The organism is Rhodococcus sp. YL-1 (assembly GCF_001942025.1).
GTDB classification, from domain to species: domain Bacteria; phylum Actinomycetota; class Actinomycetes; order Mycobacteriales; family Mycobacteriaceae; genus Rhodococcus_F; species Rhodococcus_F qingshengii.
In genome coordinates this window covers 2,120,245-2,134,255 of the sequence record NZ_CP017299.1, presented here as the reverse complement: position 1 = coordinate 2,134,255, position 14,011 = coordinate 2,120,245, and the positions used below count along the sequence as shown (strand labels likewise).

Here is a 14,011-nt window from a genome sequence, read left to right as displayed (position 1 = left end):
TTCCAGGTTAGGGTCGATGAGTGACAACGGCTCCGGAACTACGCGGCCGGAGGGTGCTCCTCTCCCCCGTCGCGCCCGATCATCACGCCCGTCTGCGGGCAATTCACCTGCACCCGGACGTCGTGCAGTGGTGGCAAAATCCCGACGACGACTGGCCTGCGGCGCCAGAAGCCGGCACCACGCACTACAGCATCTTCCACGGCGACCAACTGATCGGCTTCATCCAGTGGTACGAAGCGGAAGACAACCCCGACTTCCGCCACGCCGGGCTCGACTTGTTCCTCGATCCCGACTTCCACGGCCGAGGGTTCGGTCGCGAATCGATACGGGTGCTGTGTGCCCACCTGATCGACGACCTCGCATTCCACCGTCTGGTCATCGACCCGGAAGTCGACAACTCCGTCGCCATCGCGTGCTACCGATCGGTGGGCTTCAAGGACGTCGGGGTGATGCGCGAGTATTCGCGAGATCGCCACGGTGCGTGGAAGGACGGACTGTTGATGGATCTGCTCGCACGGGAATTCATCCGCTGATCGACTGGGACGAGTTCGAAAGGACCGACATCATGTTGCTGGACAAGGAATTCACGGCCACCCTGCAGAAGAGCGACGCCAAGGGCGGGTGGACTTATGTGATCTGGCCGGAGTCCGCCGAGTTCTTCGGCACCCGCGGCCTGGTCAAGGTACGCGGGACGATCGACGGACATCCGTTCCAGAGTTCGTTCATGGCGCTGGGAGACGGCAACCACAAGCTGCCGGTCAAAGCAGATCTTCGCAAAGCCATCGGCAAGGAGACCGGCGAGCTGGTGACAGTGCGCCTCGAGGAGCGTTTGGAGAGCTAGGCGCTGCTACTTCATGTCGACGACAAGACCGTGAGCCGACGCGTACGCCACCGCCTGCATCAACTCGATCTGTGCGTTTCCGACGGACGCGGACGTCCACAGGCTCGGATCGATCCGCGCACCGCGCAGGTCTGCACCTTCGAGTTTGAGTCCACCCGTGCGAGCACCGGACAGATCCGCCGACGCCAGGACCGCGCCCCGCATGTCGGCCCGAACCAGGTTCGCTTCACGGAAGCGGCATGAGGTGAAGTCGATCTTTCTCAGGTCCGCCCCACCGAGTGAGGTCAACGAGAAGTCGACTTCGTCGAGCGTCAACGGCCGGATGCGGCAACCGTCGAACGTCGACCCGAGCAGACTGCAGTTTCGGAACGTGCTGTGCCACAGGCTGGTCCGGGCAAAATTGCACGAGCGGAACGCAGTTCCCGTGTGCACGGACTCCCCCAGATCGGTGCCGGTGAAATCACAATCCGTGAACACCACCGACTCCGTCGTGAGTCCGGTGAGGTCGGCATCTCGGAAATTGCAGTTGGTGAAAGTGCGCTGACGCCACTTCTGCCCGGCCAGCCGCGCGTCTGAATAGTCTTCGCCGACGACATCGTCGGATTCTTCGGGGAGCATGCCGTCCATACTGCCCCGCCGCACCGACACCGGTTCGATCGCCTAGGTCTCGCAGGCCACGCCGTCACCGTCACGATCAAGCTTGGACGAATAGCCGGGATCGCCGCGGTAGATCGGGGCAGCACCGGCCGCTCGCACGGCTGCACAGTTGGCGTAATACACCCCCGCGTCAGGCACCTTGGCCGGCGGCGGAACGTAGGCGGGTTCCGTTGTCTTCGGGGGCGTGTACGCCGGAGCGGGCGGAACGTACGGCGTTGTCGTGGTCTCCGGAACCTGAGGCACCAGCGGCACGATTGCCACGGTGGTTGTCGTGGTCGGCAGCGTCGTCGCGGTAGTCGTGGTCGGCGGGGCGGACGACGTTGTGGTCTTTGTCGTCGACGGGACAGTGCTCTTGGTTGTCGTCGCTGCAGCTGTCGCCGAAGAGGTCGCAGCAGGCGTCGTCGATTCTTCCGACTTGCCCGCTCCCGTCGCCGCGGCGATGGCAACCAGCCCCACGACTGCCGCGCCGGCGATCCACGGCCACTTACGCCGCGTCTTGCCTTCCTCGGCGTTAGTGTCCGGCGCCGCCGATCCGGGTGCGCCGAAGACCTGCGTGGGAGTGCCGAAAGCCTGAGTGGGTGCGTCGACGCCCTTGGGCCGTGTCTGCGCGGTCCACTGCTGACCGTCCCAGTAACGGTCGATCGTGGGGTCGAAGGGGTCGGGGTTCCAACCGGCGGGAGGGTTCATCAAAATGTCCGTTCTGCGAAGAGTGCCGGAAATAGATTCGCACGGACTGGCCGGTTTGTTACCAAATCGCCCACACTTACCTACCGGTCTTCTCACGGACGTGGGCACCGATACGTCGCCCGGTACAGTTCCTCGAGTGTTCCGAGTGATGTTCCACGAGCCCCGCATCCCACCCAACACCGGAAACGCGATCCGCATGGTCGCAGGCACCGGTTGCGAACTCCACCTGGTCGGCCCTCTCGGGTTCGACTTGTCGGAGCCGAAGCTCAAGCGCGCAGGCTTGGACTACCACGATCTGGCGACTGTCACGGTCCACGAAGACCTGGCCGCTGCCTGGAAAGCCGTCACCCCCGCTCGCGTGTTCGCCTTCACCGCACACGCGACCACGTCGTATGCCGATATCGCCTACCAACCAGGGGATGTCCTGCTGTTCGGGCCCGAACCCACCGGATTGTCCGAGGAAGTGCTGGCGGACGAACACATCACCGAGCGTCTGCGTATCCCGATGCTTCCCGGACGCCGGTCCCTCAACCTGTCCAACGCTGCCGCCCTGGTGACGTACGAGGCCTGGCGTCAGCACGGGTTCAAGGGCGCCGTCTGATCGACGTCAGTAGACGTCTCGGACGTAGCGCTTCTCCGCCGAAAGAGCCTTCACATACGCCTCGGCACTACGAGGGGCCAGTTTTCCGTGTTGCGCGACTACACCGTTGAGGGCGTTGTCGACGTCCTTGGCCATCCGGTTGGCATCGCCGCAGACGTAGAAGTGTGCGCCCTTCTGCAGCCACTCCCACAGCAGCGCACCCCGCTCACGCATCCGGTCCTGCACGTAGACCTTGTCGGCTTGATCCCGGGAAAACGCGAGGTCGAGTTCGGTGAGGAAGCCGTCTTTCCGCAATTCTTCGATTTCCTCGCGGTAGTAGAAGTCGGTCGCGGCGTGCTGTTCTCCGAAGAACAGCCAGTTCGGGCCCGTGTGCCCCAATGCCCGCCGCTCATGCAGGAAGGCACGGAACGGTGCAATGCCGGTCCCCGGACCGACCATGATCATCGGGGTCTCGGGATCGGAAGGTGGCCGGAAGTGGGTCGACTTCTGCACGTAGATACCGATGTCGTCATCGTGAGCGTGGTCGGCGAGGTAAGTCGAGCACACTCCACGCCGTGGGACACCCGCAACGTTGTATCGCACCGCGGACACCGTCAACTGCACTTCGCGTGGGTTCTCCTTCGGACTGGAAGATATCGAATACAGCCGCGGCTGAATCGGTTTGAGCAGCGAGAGCCATTCGTCTGTCGAGGCACGAACGGGCGACTGCGCGAGAATGTCGACGGACTGTCGTCCCCACGACCAGTCTTTGAACGTGGAGACATTCTCCGGCTTCAACAACTCGGCCAGGTCCGAATCGCGGGTTCGTTGATGCACGAATCGAATCATGTCGGTCGAGATTCGAGTGATCTCCAGGCGCTCGGTGAGCGCGGTACGCAGCGTCATTTCCCCGTACTGCCCCAGTTCGACGGTCTCGTCACCGTCGAGGCCAGTAAGGGTGAGCCACTCGTCGACAAACGGAGAGCTGTTTCGGGGCCAGACTCCGAGAGCGTCGCCGGCTTCGTAACTGACCGTGTCACCTGGAAGGTGAAAGCCCAACTGCCGCACGTCTTTGGAAGAACCCGGACGGTTGAGCACGACATTGCGCGTCAAGGCTGTGGTCAGTGGCGCCTTCTTGTTGTATCGCAGCGGCGGCGACATCGCCGGTGAAATCGGCGCGGCTGCAACGGTTGTCCCAGAATTCTTCTTTGCAACGAGGACGTCGGTCGTCTCGCCGGCCACCGAGCTCCGAAGCTCAGCCGTGACCGCCTCCAGCCATCCAGCAGCGGTGTCCTCGAAATCGGGCTCGCAGTCGGCGCGATCGACGATACGACTGGCTCCCAGTTCGGCAAGGCGGGCGTCGAGCTTTCGTCCGTGTCCACAGAAGTCGGCATAGTTCGAGTCGCCGAAAGCGATGACTGCATAACGTGTCTCGGACATGCGGGGCGCCGTGTCAGCAGACAACGCATCCCAGAAACCGCTGCCGTTGTCCGGGGATTCGCCGTCACCGGAGGTACTGGTGATCAGCAGGACCTCTCTGGTAGCTGCCAGGTCGGCGGTCGGGAACTCGTCCATCGCGTGCATCACCACGGGTAAGCCGATTCCCCCGAGACGAGTGGCGCACTCAGCAGCGAATTCTTCCGCGTTTCCGGTCTGCGATGCCCAGAGCACCACGATCGGCGCGCGCTCGGATCCAATACTCGGACTCGATGACAACGCAGGCCCGTCGGTGTCAGGAAGTGAGATCCGCGAGTACAGGCCGGCCAGAACACCGTCGACCCACATCCGCTTTTCGGCATCGAAGGGTGCCGTCGACGGCAAGGTAGGTACCCCGGCAGTGCGATCGGCGTCCGCACGCAACGCGGCGAGAAGGCCGGCCAGGTAGCTCTGTTGGAGCGGATCGAATACCACTGCAGGTGTTCCTGTTTGACCGAGAACGCCCGCGAGGACATCGGTTCGTGACAAAGCCCGATCAGCTGGCGCGGGAGCCACCAGCGCCGCCTCGGCGAGCACCGTTTCAGGTGTGTTCACGGCGACCTTCGTCATAGTGACAGCGCAGGCTTTGAACTCCGGTTGCTGCGAGGCCGGGTCGATGGCGTCGTTGGTGACGGCGTTGATGGACAGATATTCACCGAAGGCGTCGTTCCAGTGAAATGGGGCAAAGCAGTTCCCCGGACGCACTCGGTCGGTGACAACAGCCGGAAGCACAGCGCGACCGCGGCGTGAGGCAACCTCGATCGCATCCTGGTCGACGATACCGAGCCTGGCGGCGTCGTCGGGATGGATCTCGACGAAGGGACCTGGGTTGAGCTTGTTCAACTTGGCCACCTTGCCGGTCTTGGTCATGGTGTGCCACTGGTGCGCGAGACGACCGGTGTTGAGCAGGAAGGGGTAGTCGTCGTCGGGCATTTCGGCGGGAAGCATGTGCGGCCGTGCGAAGAACATCGCACGGCCAGTGGCGGTGGGAAATGCGAGCCTCGGAGTGCTGCCGTCCTCGCGGATCAGGAGTCTTTGACTGACACCGTCATTGACGTATCGGATGGGATGACGGTCCTGATCACTATCTGGCGGGCATGGCCACTGGATCGATGTCTTGCGGAGGCGCTCGTAGGTGACGCCGCGTAAGTCGTAGCCGGTCTTCGGATTCCAGAACTGCTTGATCTCTTCGAACACCTCTTCGGCACAGGTGTAGGTGAACGCTTCGGCGTACCCCATCTCGCAGGCGATCCGGGCGATGATCTGCCAATCAGGCAGCGCCTGCCCGACCGGATCCAGTGCCTGCTGAAAGAGCGTCAGGTTGCGTTCGGAATTGATCATCACTCCGTCGGACTCTGTCCACAGCGAAGCAGGCAGCAGAACATCGGCGTATTCGTTGGTCTCGGTGACCAGGAAAGCATCCTGGGTGATGACGAGGTCGGCCTTCTCCAAGCCGTCGATGACGGTCTTGCGGTTGGCTACCGTCGCAACGGGATTGGTGCAGATGATCCAGCACGCTTTGATGTCGCCCGCCGCCATTCGGGAGAACATGTCGATGGTGCCACCGCCGATGTCGGTGCGCAGCGAGCCTTGCGGGATCCCCCACCTCTCCTCGACGAATTCGCGATCGGCGTCGACCATCACGGCGCGCTGACCTGGCAAACCTGGCCCCATGTAGCCCATTTCGCGCCCACCCATGGCGTTCGGCTGACCGGTCAACGAGAACGGACCGCTGCCGGGCTTGCAGATCGCACCGGTCGCAAGGTGAAGGTTGCAGATGGCGTTGGTGTTCCACGTGCCGTGGGTGCTCTGGTTCAAACCCATTGTCCAACAGCTCATCCAGTTTGCAGCCTCACCGATCCACTGCGCTGCAGTGCGGATGTCGGCCTCGGGGATACCGGTGATCTCGCTGACCTTCGCAGGCGTGTACTCCGCGAGGAAACTGGGCATGACCTCCCAGCCTTCGGTGAAGTCGGCGATGAAGTCCGGATCGGTGTGGCCGTTCACGACGAGCAGGTGGAGTAGTCCGTTGAGTAGCGCGAGATCGGTGCCGGGAGCGATCTGCAGGAACAAGTTCGCCTTGTCGGCGGTGGCGGTGCGTCGAGGATCGACGACGATCAACTTCGCGCCTGCCTTGATCCGCTCCTGCACCCGCAGAAAAAGGATCGGATGGCAGTCCGCCATGTTCGCGCCGGTCACGAAGAACACGTCGGCGTGTTCGAAGTCCTGATAGGAACCGGGCGGTCCGTCGGCCCCGAGTGACTGCTTGTAGCCGGTGCCGGCACTCGCCATGCACAAACGGGAATTCGATTCGATCTGATTGGTCCCGATGAAGCCCTTGGCCAGTTTGTTCGACAGGTACTGAGCTTCGAGTGACATCTGCCCGGACACGTACAACGCAAACGCGTCGGGACCGTGCTCGTCGATTATTGCCCGCAGGCGCTGGGCGGTGTCAGTGATGACTGCGGCCATGTCCGCCGCTTCGATCGCATCACCTCGGCGCGGACGGCGATATGCAGATTCCATGCGCCCCGGGCCGGCGAGCATGTCTGCGGTCGTGGTGCCTTTGGTGCACAGACGCCCGAAGTTGGTGGGATGTGTCTTCAGACCGGAAGACTTCGCAGCCTTCCGACGACCCGTCTCGGGATCGGTGATGATGTCGAGGACAAGACCACAGCCCACCCCGCAGTATGCGCAGAGTGTGTCGACACTGGTGGTGGTGAGTTGAGCGCCCATCGATTCATGCATCCCTTCGACCGAGGATCAAGGTCGACTTCTATCTTCGGATGCAGTTGTTTCGGGAGTTCATGCCCGATGTTGCGTATCAATCACTCTTTCCTCACCGCGACCTTCGGACCGATGTGCGGTCCCGGGACCAGCGGTCGTCGACGTGCAGCTGTACGCGAATGCCCAGTTCTACGCTCTGCCGCCGAATCGAGCGATGTAGTGCCAAACCTTCTTGACGTCCTGCGGATCGAAGGATGCACCCCGTGCGAGCCCCAGGACGGCAGGCGTCAGCCGCCTGCCGTGCGCAATTTCTCGGGCAAGGTCGATCACGGCCGCTCCCCGGTATTCGGGATGTTCGGCTATTTCGTCGACATCGACCGCGTATCCCTCGTGCCACAGCACCGGGCACGTGAGCGAGTGGGCGATCTCTTCGATCCGTGTGCCCCGGTAACTCGGATCCAGAACGAGCGCCTCGACGTCCGTCCCGATGTCGACGACGCCGTGAACGTGCGCCTCGATGTAGTGGTCGAGCGGATCGTCGAGCTCGGCAGCCCGTGCGGCGCCGACCAAGCTCATCGCTTCGGCCGTTCCGAAATGATCAGGCTCGAAGACGCTGTCGGGAAAGCAGAAAGTGGTGCGGTCGAGCGTGTGCTCGGCAAGCCGGAAGTAGGACGAGCCGAACCGAGGGGATGCCCCGTAGGGATCGGAGCGATAGTTCAACGATCCGTACTTCGGCCGTTCCGAGGGCTCTCGCTCGTCGTAAGCTCCGCCGAATATCCGACTCTCCCAACGCCAACGATCGCCGCCGTGATGCGCCGTCAGTCCGCCGTTGCTCGTTCGAGACTCGAACTGGGTCACATAGGTGCCTTGACGTGCGATCGAGGCCAGTGTCAGACCACGTTCAGACGGGAGGTCCGGATGAAAGTGCAACGTCACCCGGTGATTTCGATCCAACGGGCCGCCCTTCGAGAGACCGCTCACGTGCGCAATCGCGGCAGACCAAGGAGTGGAATCAACAGGCATTCGCCCATTATCCGGATATGGAAGCAGCGCCGGTGAAGAAATCGACCAGTGAATACGGTGCGCCTTCACCGAGGCAGAGATCAAGGATCACGTGCGAGTCCGCGGCCTCGGATGCGCTGCGCACGAACATCGCTTCTTCGTACTCGGCGAGTGCCCCTTCGATGTCGTCGGGGTGCGCGGCGATCGCCTTTCCCAGTTCGGCGCCGTCGAACATGGCCAAGTTCGCACCCTCACCGGACGGGGCCATCAGGTGCGCCGCGTCACCGAGGAGCGTCACCCCAGGCACTCGATCCCATCGGTGCTCGTCGGGAAGTGCATGGATCGCGCGCGGAATCGGAGCGGTTTCGCCATCGGTGATCAGCGCCGTGAGTTCCGTTGCCCAACAGTCGAACTCGGCCGCGACCCGCGCTGTCGCAGCGGCGGCGTCGGTGAAATCGATACCGGCAAACCACTCCGCCGGACGGTTCAGCTGAACGTAGGTGTGCACGATGTCTCCCGCCTCTCGATGCGCGGCGATCGCTTTTCCTGGTGCGGGCGCGTACATCGCCCCGTCCCCGACGGCTTCGGCTACAGCCGAATGCTTCTCGTCGACGTCGTAGAGGTAGGTCTCGACGAACGTGGTGCCGACGTATTCCGGCTTCGCATCGGAGAGCAGCGGCCGGATCTTCGACCAGGCACCGTCTGCACCGACGAGAAGGTCGGTGGTCACTGTCGAACCGTCGACGAAGGTCAACTCGTGGCGATCATCTCCGAGCGAGCGCACAGTGTCGACTTTGCGTCCCCATTCGATCGTGTAGTCCGGAAGGGAATCAATCAGGATTCGACGGAGGTCGCCGCGCAGCACCTCGGGACGTGCTCCCGTGCCGTCGTCGGGTTCGTCGAGGAGCACGGCGGCGTGTTGATCGAGTACGCGCGACGCGGCGCCGCCCGCGTGGATGATCGCGCGGAACTCGTCGGTGAGGCCGGCAGCGTCGAGCGCGGCCTGACCGTTGTGTTCGTGGATGTCGAGTTGGCCGCCCTGCGTGCGAGCTTCTGCCGACAGTTCCGCCTCGTAGATCTTCGACGGAATTCCATGAACGTGGAGGACACGCGCGAGGGTCAGACCGCCGAGGCCCGCCCCGATGATCGTTATCGAGTTGCTCATGTTGTTTCCTTTCAGGCTTCGATTGGAACGTCGTTCCAATGACATCTTGGAACGGCGTTCCAGATATGTCAAGATGGTTCGCATGGCGACCAGGAATCAGCGGACCGAACGACGTACGGATGCGCTCTCGAAGGAGCGAATCGTCGAGGCTGCGATCGAGATCCTCGACGACGAGGGCGAAGCCGCGCTGACATTTCGCGCGCTCTCCGCACGCCTGGCAACAGGTAGCGGGGCGATTTACTGGCACGTTGCCAACAAGAGCGAACTGCTCGCCGCGGCGACCGACGACGTCATCGCCCGCGTGACAACCGGTGCAACCGAAGGCGCAGCCCCACGGGAGGCGATCCGGACCATCACCCTCGGCGTGTTCGACGCGATCGACGCCCACCCCTGGGTCGGCACCCAACTCTCACGTGAACCGTGGCAATCAGCGGTGATGCAGATCTTCGAAAGTCTCGGCGAGCAACTCCAGGCGCTCGGCGTTCCCGAATCGGCACAGTTCGACTGCGCGTCCGCGCTCCTGAACTACGTGCTCGGTCTCGCCGGACAGTACGCCGCGGGCGCCCGTCTGCTCCCCCGTGAGACAGATCGGTCCGCTTTCCTCGCGGGCGTCGCCACGCGATGGGAAGAACTCGACTCTGCGAAGTACCCGTTCCTCAATCAGGTGACGGCGCAGTTGCGCGACCACGACGACCGAGAACAGTTTCTGGCAGGCATCGAGCTCATCCTCGCGGGGATCGACACCGTCCGATAGCGGCCGTAGCCGTCAGCGTGAATGAACAGCGGTGTTGGATCCGAGCGCTATATCGAGGAAATCTCTTGCCGCACCGCGCAATCCGCGATCGGGATCCCAGACGGCTTGGAGTCGACGCGGCATCCGCAAGCCGTCGACGTTGACCGCGACCAGTCGGCCGTCCGTCAGGTCGGCGGCAACTGCCAGCGACGACAGAACAGCCGGGGCGTTGCCTGCCACCACCGCAGCCTTGACAGCGGTACACGAGGTGAGCTCGAGCAGCGGCGGCACACAATCGGGAACAGCATTCTCGAGCGTCAGGCGCGTACCGGACCCTGATTCTCGCTGAATCAGCGGTGTGCGTGCGAGTTCCTCGACCGGAACGGGCACACCATTCGCCCAGTCGTGTCCCGGCGGCACAACCACGACGAGGTGATCACGCGCTACTTCGCACGACGCGAGCGCCGACGGCACATCCGGCCCTTCGACAAATCCGATATCGGCCTGGCCGGCCTGAACTTGAGCAGAGACGTCCGAGGAATTGTGCAAGCTCACCGACGCCACGACGTTGGGGAACTTGTGCCGCATCGCGACCGTCCATCCGGGAACCAGATACTCGGCGATGGTCATGCTGGCGGCAACCGTGACGGCAGCATCACGTTCACCGCGAAGTGCGGCAACTCCCGATGCCATTTCCTCGGCACTGACGAGGATGTGACTTGCCCACTCGAGAATCAGACCGCCCTCGGCGGTGGGACGAACACCGGTCGCCGCTCGATCGAACACCTTGATTCCGAGTTGGCGTTCGACCGAACGCACCCGGGCGCTGACCGCCTGCTGACTGAGTCCGTGCTCCCGGCCGGCAGCACCCATGCTGCCCAGACGCCCTACGGAAAGGAGGACGTCGAGGGCACTGAGTTCCGGCACCCGAGGAGACAACGACATAGTCCCAAGATTAGACCCACAAGGCGAGTTTGTGGGCATTCAAGAACAACCGGTCTACCGGTACGGACCGGATGAGACGACAGTGAAATACATGACCACCACAACGAGTTCCACCTTCGCCCACATCACTCCGAACTGGTTCGCGGCAGCGATGGGAACGGGAATCGTGTCGGTAGCCGCCGCTTCGCTCGAACCGGAGATCGAGGGCTTGAAACTGGTCTCCGAGATCTTCTGGGTTCTGGCGGTTCTCGTACTGTGCGCCTTGATCGGAGCATTTGCCACCCATTGGTCACAACATCGATGTCAGGCCCTCGCCTACCTGCACAGCCCCGCGATGTTCCCCTTCTACGGCGCCGTCGCAATGGCACTGCTGACCGTGGGATCCGCAACCGGCATCACCGGCCCGGACTTCCTCGGCCACGACGTGGCGATCACCGTGTCGCTGACACTGTGGACACTCGGCACGGCACTCGGCCTGGTCACCTACGTCGTGATGATGATTCGACTCGTTCGAGATGCCGGGATGGCGACGGCAATGCCGTTCTGGCTCATGCCCGTCGTACCTCCGATGGTCTCGGCCACCACCGGCGCAGCGGTCAGCACCCACATGCCCGAAGGCGCTCCACGCATCGCGGTACTGGTTTTCTGCTACATCCTGTTCGCTCTGGCGCTGACCGCCGCCATCGGCATTCTGGTAGCCGTCGCCAGGCAGTTCGCACGCAACCGTTCGGCCGGCGTCGACGTGATCCCGTTCAATGCCATTCCCTCACTGTGGATTCCGTTGGGCGTGATCGGACAGTCGATCGCGGCATCCAACCTGTTGGCCGCCGCCTCACGGCATGCACTCAGCCCCGAGCATGCCGACACCCTGCACGAATTCGGGATCGCCTACGGAACCGTCGTCGGAATCATCGGCGTGATCGCGTTTGTCACCGTCACCGTCGTCACCATCCACGCACTGCGCCGCGGCTTGGACTTCTCGCTCGGCTGGTGGAGCTTCACCTTCCCCATCGGAGCATGTGCCGTCGGAGCGAATGCCTTCGGAGTCGCCACCGGTTCCACCCTGATCCTGGGAATCGCACTTGCCCTGCTGACCGTACTGATCCCCATCTGGGCAACCGTCGCGGTCAGGACCGTCCGGTCGATCCGCAGTGGAGTTCTACCGGCGGCTGCATGAATTCGCACCGATGAGTTTTGGCTCGCCGTACGGTCTGTACTCACGTAGACCATTGTCGAGAGCAGGAGTACACGGTGAGTCAGTTATTGCGAGTGCAGAATTTCGGCGTTTCGAGTGACGGAATAGCCTGCGGTCCGGACCAGAGCTTCGAGAGCCCGTTCGGCCTGGACCACGGTGAAATGTTTGCGTGGGCAGGAGCTACGGCCAGCTGGCCCAATCGCACCGATCCCGGCGGCAGCCGAGGCCTCGACGACTATTTCACGCGGGACTTCTCCAACAACATCGGCGCCGAAATCATGGGCCGCAACAAATTCTCACCCTACCGCGGCCCTTGGGAGAATCTCGAGTGGCAGGGCTGGTGGGGCGACGAGCCACCGTTCCACACCCCGGTTTTTGTCTTGACCCACCACGTGCGGCCGTCGTTCACGCTATCGGACACGACATTCCACTTCGTCGACGCCGACCCCGCGACGGCCCTCGCGCAGGCACGTGAGGCAGCGCAGGGCAAGGACGTTCGACTCGGCGGCGGAGTCAGCACTATCCGTGAATTCCTCGACGCCGATCTGGTCGACACGATGCACATCGCTGTCTCCCCGATCGAATTCGGATCCGGTCTACGACTGTGGGAGACACCTGACGAGTTACTCGACCGCTTCAACCTCGACGTTGTGCCGAGCCCGAGCGGCGTGACGCACCACCTGTTCTGGCGGAAGTGACGTGTTGGGGCAGCTCCGTAAACGGGAGCTGCCCCAACAGTTACGCACTATTCGCCGGTCTCGACCTGGCGCCCCGACTGGTACCACGCCATCGTTCCACCGGCCACCGAAACGGCATTGATGCCGCGAGCCTGCAGATACTCAGCGGCTTGCAAGCTCCGACCACCGACGGCGCAGATGATGTACACCGTTTCCGCGTCCGGAATTTCACCCACGCGAGAGACGAATTCGCTGAGCGGAATGAGCGTCGCACCGGGAACTCGGACCTGAGCGAACTCGTCGGCCTCACGGACGTCGATCAACGGCTCACCCGCTGCCAAAGCCGTGTCCAGTGCATTCAAATCGACTTCCAACATTTCTTCTGCGCCTGCCTTCGTGTTCGCTGCTGTCCGAATAGACGGTACCCGCGCGTTTTCGTGCAGCTCCCTTTACGATCTGACAATGACCAATACGGTTCCCGAAAAGTCCGGTTTTTGGAGTCGCCCCACCGTATGGAAAGTGCTCCTGCTGATCGTCGTCTACCTGGCGTTCTATCTTGCTGTCGGGCAGGTTACCTCCCGGGTTTTTGCAGACCAGATCGACACGGACAATGTCGTGGCAAGCGCCTCCAGCATCCTCCTCGGCGTCGCATTGCCCATCGCGATCGGCGGGATCGCCCTGCTGGTTTTCACGACAAAGGTCGGCTGGCTGCGCGGCGTCTTCGGCCCACAACCCATTCGTGGGCGCGGTTGGATGTGGATCGGTCCGATCATCGTGGTCGCCGCCATTGTTGCGCATCTGGCGGGAACCGATTGGAGCGCCTGGACCACCGGCGAGGTAATCGCCCTGCTGGTGCTCGGTGCGTGCGTCGGCCTGACCGAGGAATTGGCCACCCGTGGCCTGGCAGTGAAGATGTTGCGCGACGCCGGCCACCGGGAACGCTTTGTCGCCGTCGTGTCTTCACTGGTGTTTGCACTCATGCACACCGTCAACCTCATCGCCGGGATGAAGGCGTCAACCGTTCTGGTCACCGTGGTCTACACCTTCGGTTTCGGTATGTGCATGTACCTGACAATGCGTGTGACGGGCACGATCTGGGCCGCAATCGTGTTACACGGCCTCACCGACCCCACCACAATTCTCTCGACCGGCGGGCTGGACACTTCGGTGACCACGGAAGTGAGCGGCGCCGCCGCCATCACCTCTCTACTGACGGTCCTCTTGGTCGTCTTCGGGGTGATCGCCGTCTTCCTCATTCGAGATCGAATCGGCGAAGATCGGCACACACCCGTCTCGGCCTGACCGACCGCGACCGTACAAGACATA

Annotated in this window: 14 protein-coding genes; 7 read left to right on the top strand and 7 right to left on the bottom strand. The window is 62.8% G+C overall.

All coding sequences use genetic code 11. The features are described 5' to 3' along the window. The first annotated feature begins 20 nt into the window (after positions 1-20). On the top strand, positions 21-533 hold the full coding sequence (locus BH682_RS09965; RefSeq protein WP_223304435.1) for a GNAT family N-acetyltransferase: 513 nt from the start codon (positions 21-23) through the stop codon (positions 531-533). A gap of 32 nt (positions 534-565) precedes the next feature. After that, a complete protein-coding gene (locus BH682_RS09960) occupies positions 566-841 on the top strand; it encodes a DUF1905 domain-containing protein (RefSeq protein ID WP_007727403.1) in 276 nt (91 codons plus the stop codon). A 6-nt stretch (positions 842-847) separates the two neighbouring features. On the opposite strand, the gene BH682_RS09955 is transcribed toward BH682_RS09960, so the two are convergent. Together BH682_RS09955 and BH682_RS09950 are read right to left on the bottom strand one after the other, a co-directional pair. Continuing rightward, positions 848-1,468: a pentapeptide repeat-containing protein gene (locus BH682_RS09955; protein WP_003940770.1), complete on the bottom strand. Its 621-nt coding sequence runs from the start codon at positions 1,466-1,468 to the stop codon at positions 848-850. Between the two features lie 33 nt (positions 1,469-1,501). Beyond that, positions 1,502-2,185, bottom strand: coding sequence for an excalibur calcium-binding domain-containing protein (locus BH682_RS09950; protein ID WP_058039043.1), 684 nt, complete (start codon positions 2,183-2,185; stop codon positions 1,502-1,504). A gap of 136 nt (positions 2,186-2,321) precedes the next feature. Between BH682_RS09950 and BH682_RS09945 the strand changes: the two genes are divergently transcribed. Next, positions 2,322-2,786, top strand: a complete 465-nt coding sequence (locus tag BH682_RS09945; RefSeq protein WP_075835219.1) for a tRNA (cytidine(34)-2'-O)-methyltransferase — start codon at positions 2,322-2,324, stop codon at positions 2,784-2,786. Positions 2,787-2,792: 6 nt separating this feature from the next. Here the strand turns inward: BH682_RS09945 and BH682_RS09940 are convergent, their stop codons facing one another. From BH682_RS09940 to BH682_RS09930, 3 genes are all read right to left on the bottom strand, one after another. Next, positions 2,793-6,977 (bottom strand): bifunctional nitrate reductase/sulfite reductase flavoprotein subunit alpha, encoded by a 4,185-nt coding sequence (locus BH682_RS09940; protein WP_075835217.1) that lies wholly within the window; start codon positions 6,975-6,977, stop codon positions 2,793-2,795. 180 nt (positions 6,978-7,157) lie between these two features. After that, complete coding sequence (locus tag BH682_RS09935; protein WP_075832783.1) at positions 7,158-7,991, bottom strand: DUF3626 domain-containing protein; 834 nt, start codon at positions 7,989-7,991, stop codon at positions 7,158-7,160. A gap of 7 nt (positions 7,992-7,998) precedes the next feature. Continuing rightward, positions 7,999-9,135: an FAD-dependent oxidoreductase gene (locus BH682_RS09930; RefSeq protein ID WP_075832781.1), complete on the bottom strand. Its 1,137-nt coding sequence runs from the start codon at positions 9,133-9,135 to the stop codon at positions 7,999-8,001. A gap of 73 nt (positions 9,136-9,208) precedes the next feature. On the opposite strand from BH682_RS09930, the gene BH682_RS09925 reads away from it, so the two are divergent. Then, a complete protein-coding gene (locus tag BH682_RS09925) occupies positions 9,209-9,889 on the top strand; it encodes a TetR/AcrR family transcriptional regulator (protein WP_007727412.1) in 681 nt (226 codons plus the stop codon). Positions 9,890-9,901: 12 nt separating this feature from the next. Here the strand turns inward: BH682_RS09925 and BH682_RS09920 are convergent, their stop codons facing one another. Beyond that, complete coding sequence (locus BH682_RS09920) at positions 9,902-10,813, bottom strand: LysR family transcriptional regulator (RefSeq protein ID WP_030535095.1); 912 nt, start codon at positions 10,811-10,813, stop codon at positions 9,902-9,904. Positions 10,814-10,904: 91 nt separating this feature from the next. Between BH682_RS09920 and BH682_RS09915 the strand changes: the two genes are divergently transcribed. Continuing rightward, positions 10,905-11,990, top strand: coding sequence for a TDT family transporter (locus BH682_RS09915; RefSeq protein WP_042449826.1), 1,086 nt, complete (start codon positions 10,905-10,907; stop codon positions 11,988-11,990). A gap of 74 nt (positions 11,991-12,064) precedes the next feature. Then, positions 12,065-12,706 (top strand): dihydrofolate reductase family protein, encoded by a 642-nt coding sequence (locus tag BH682_RS09910; protein ID WP_003940771.1) that lies wholly within the window; start codon positions 12,065-12,067, stop codon positions 12,704-12,706. 47 nt (positions 12,707-12,753) lie between these two features. Here the strand turns inward: BH682_RS09910 and BH682_RS09905 are convergent, their stop codons facing one another. After that, the gene (locus tag BH682_RS09905; protein WP_003940684.1) at positions 12,754-13,062 is read right to left on the bottom strand and encodes a rhodanese-like domain-containing protein; all 309 of its coding nucleotides are present in this window, start codon (positions 13,060-13,062) and stop codon (positions 12,754-12,756) included. An 85-nt stretch (positions 13,063-13,147) separates the two neighbouring features. Between BH682_RS09905 and BH682_RS09900 the strand changes: the two genes are divergently transcribed. After that, a complete protein-coding gene (locus BH682_RS09900) occupies positions 13,148-13,987 on the top strand; it encodes a CPBP family intramembrane glutamic endopeptidase (RefSeq protein WP_039972807.1) in 840 nt (279 codons plus the stop codon). The last annotated feature ends 24 nt before the right edge of the window (positions 13,988-14,011 follow it).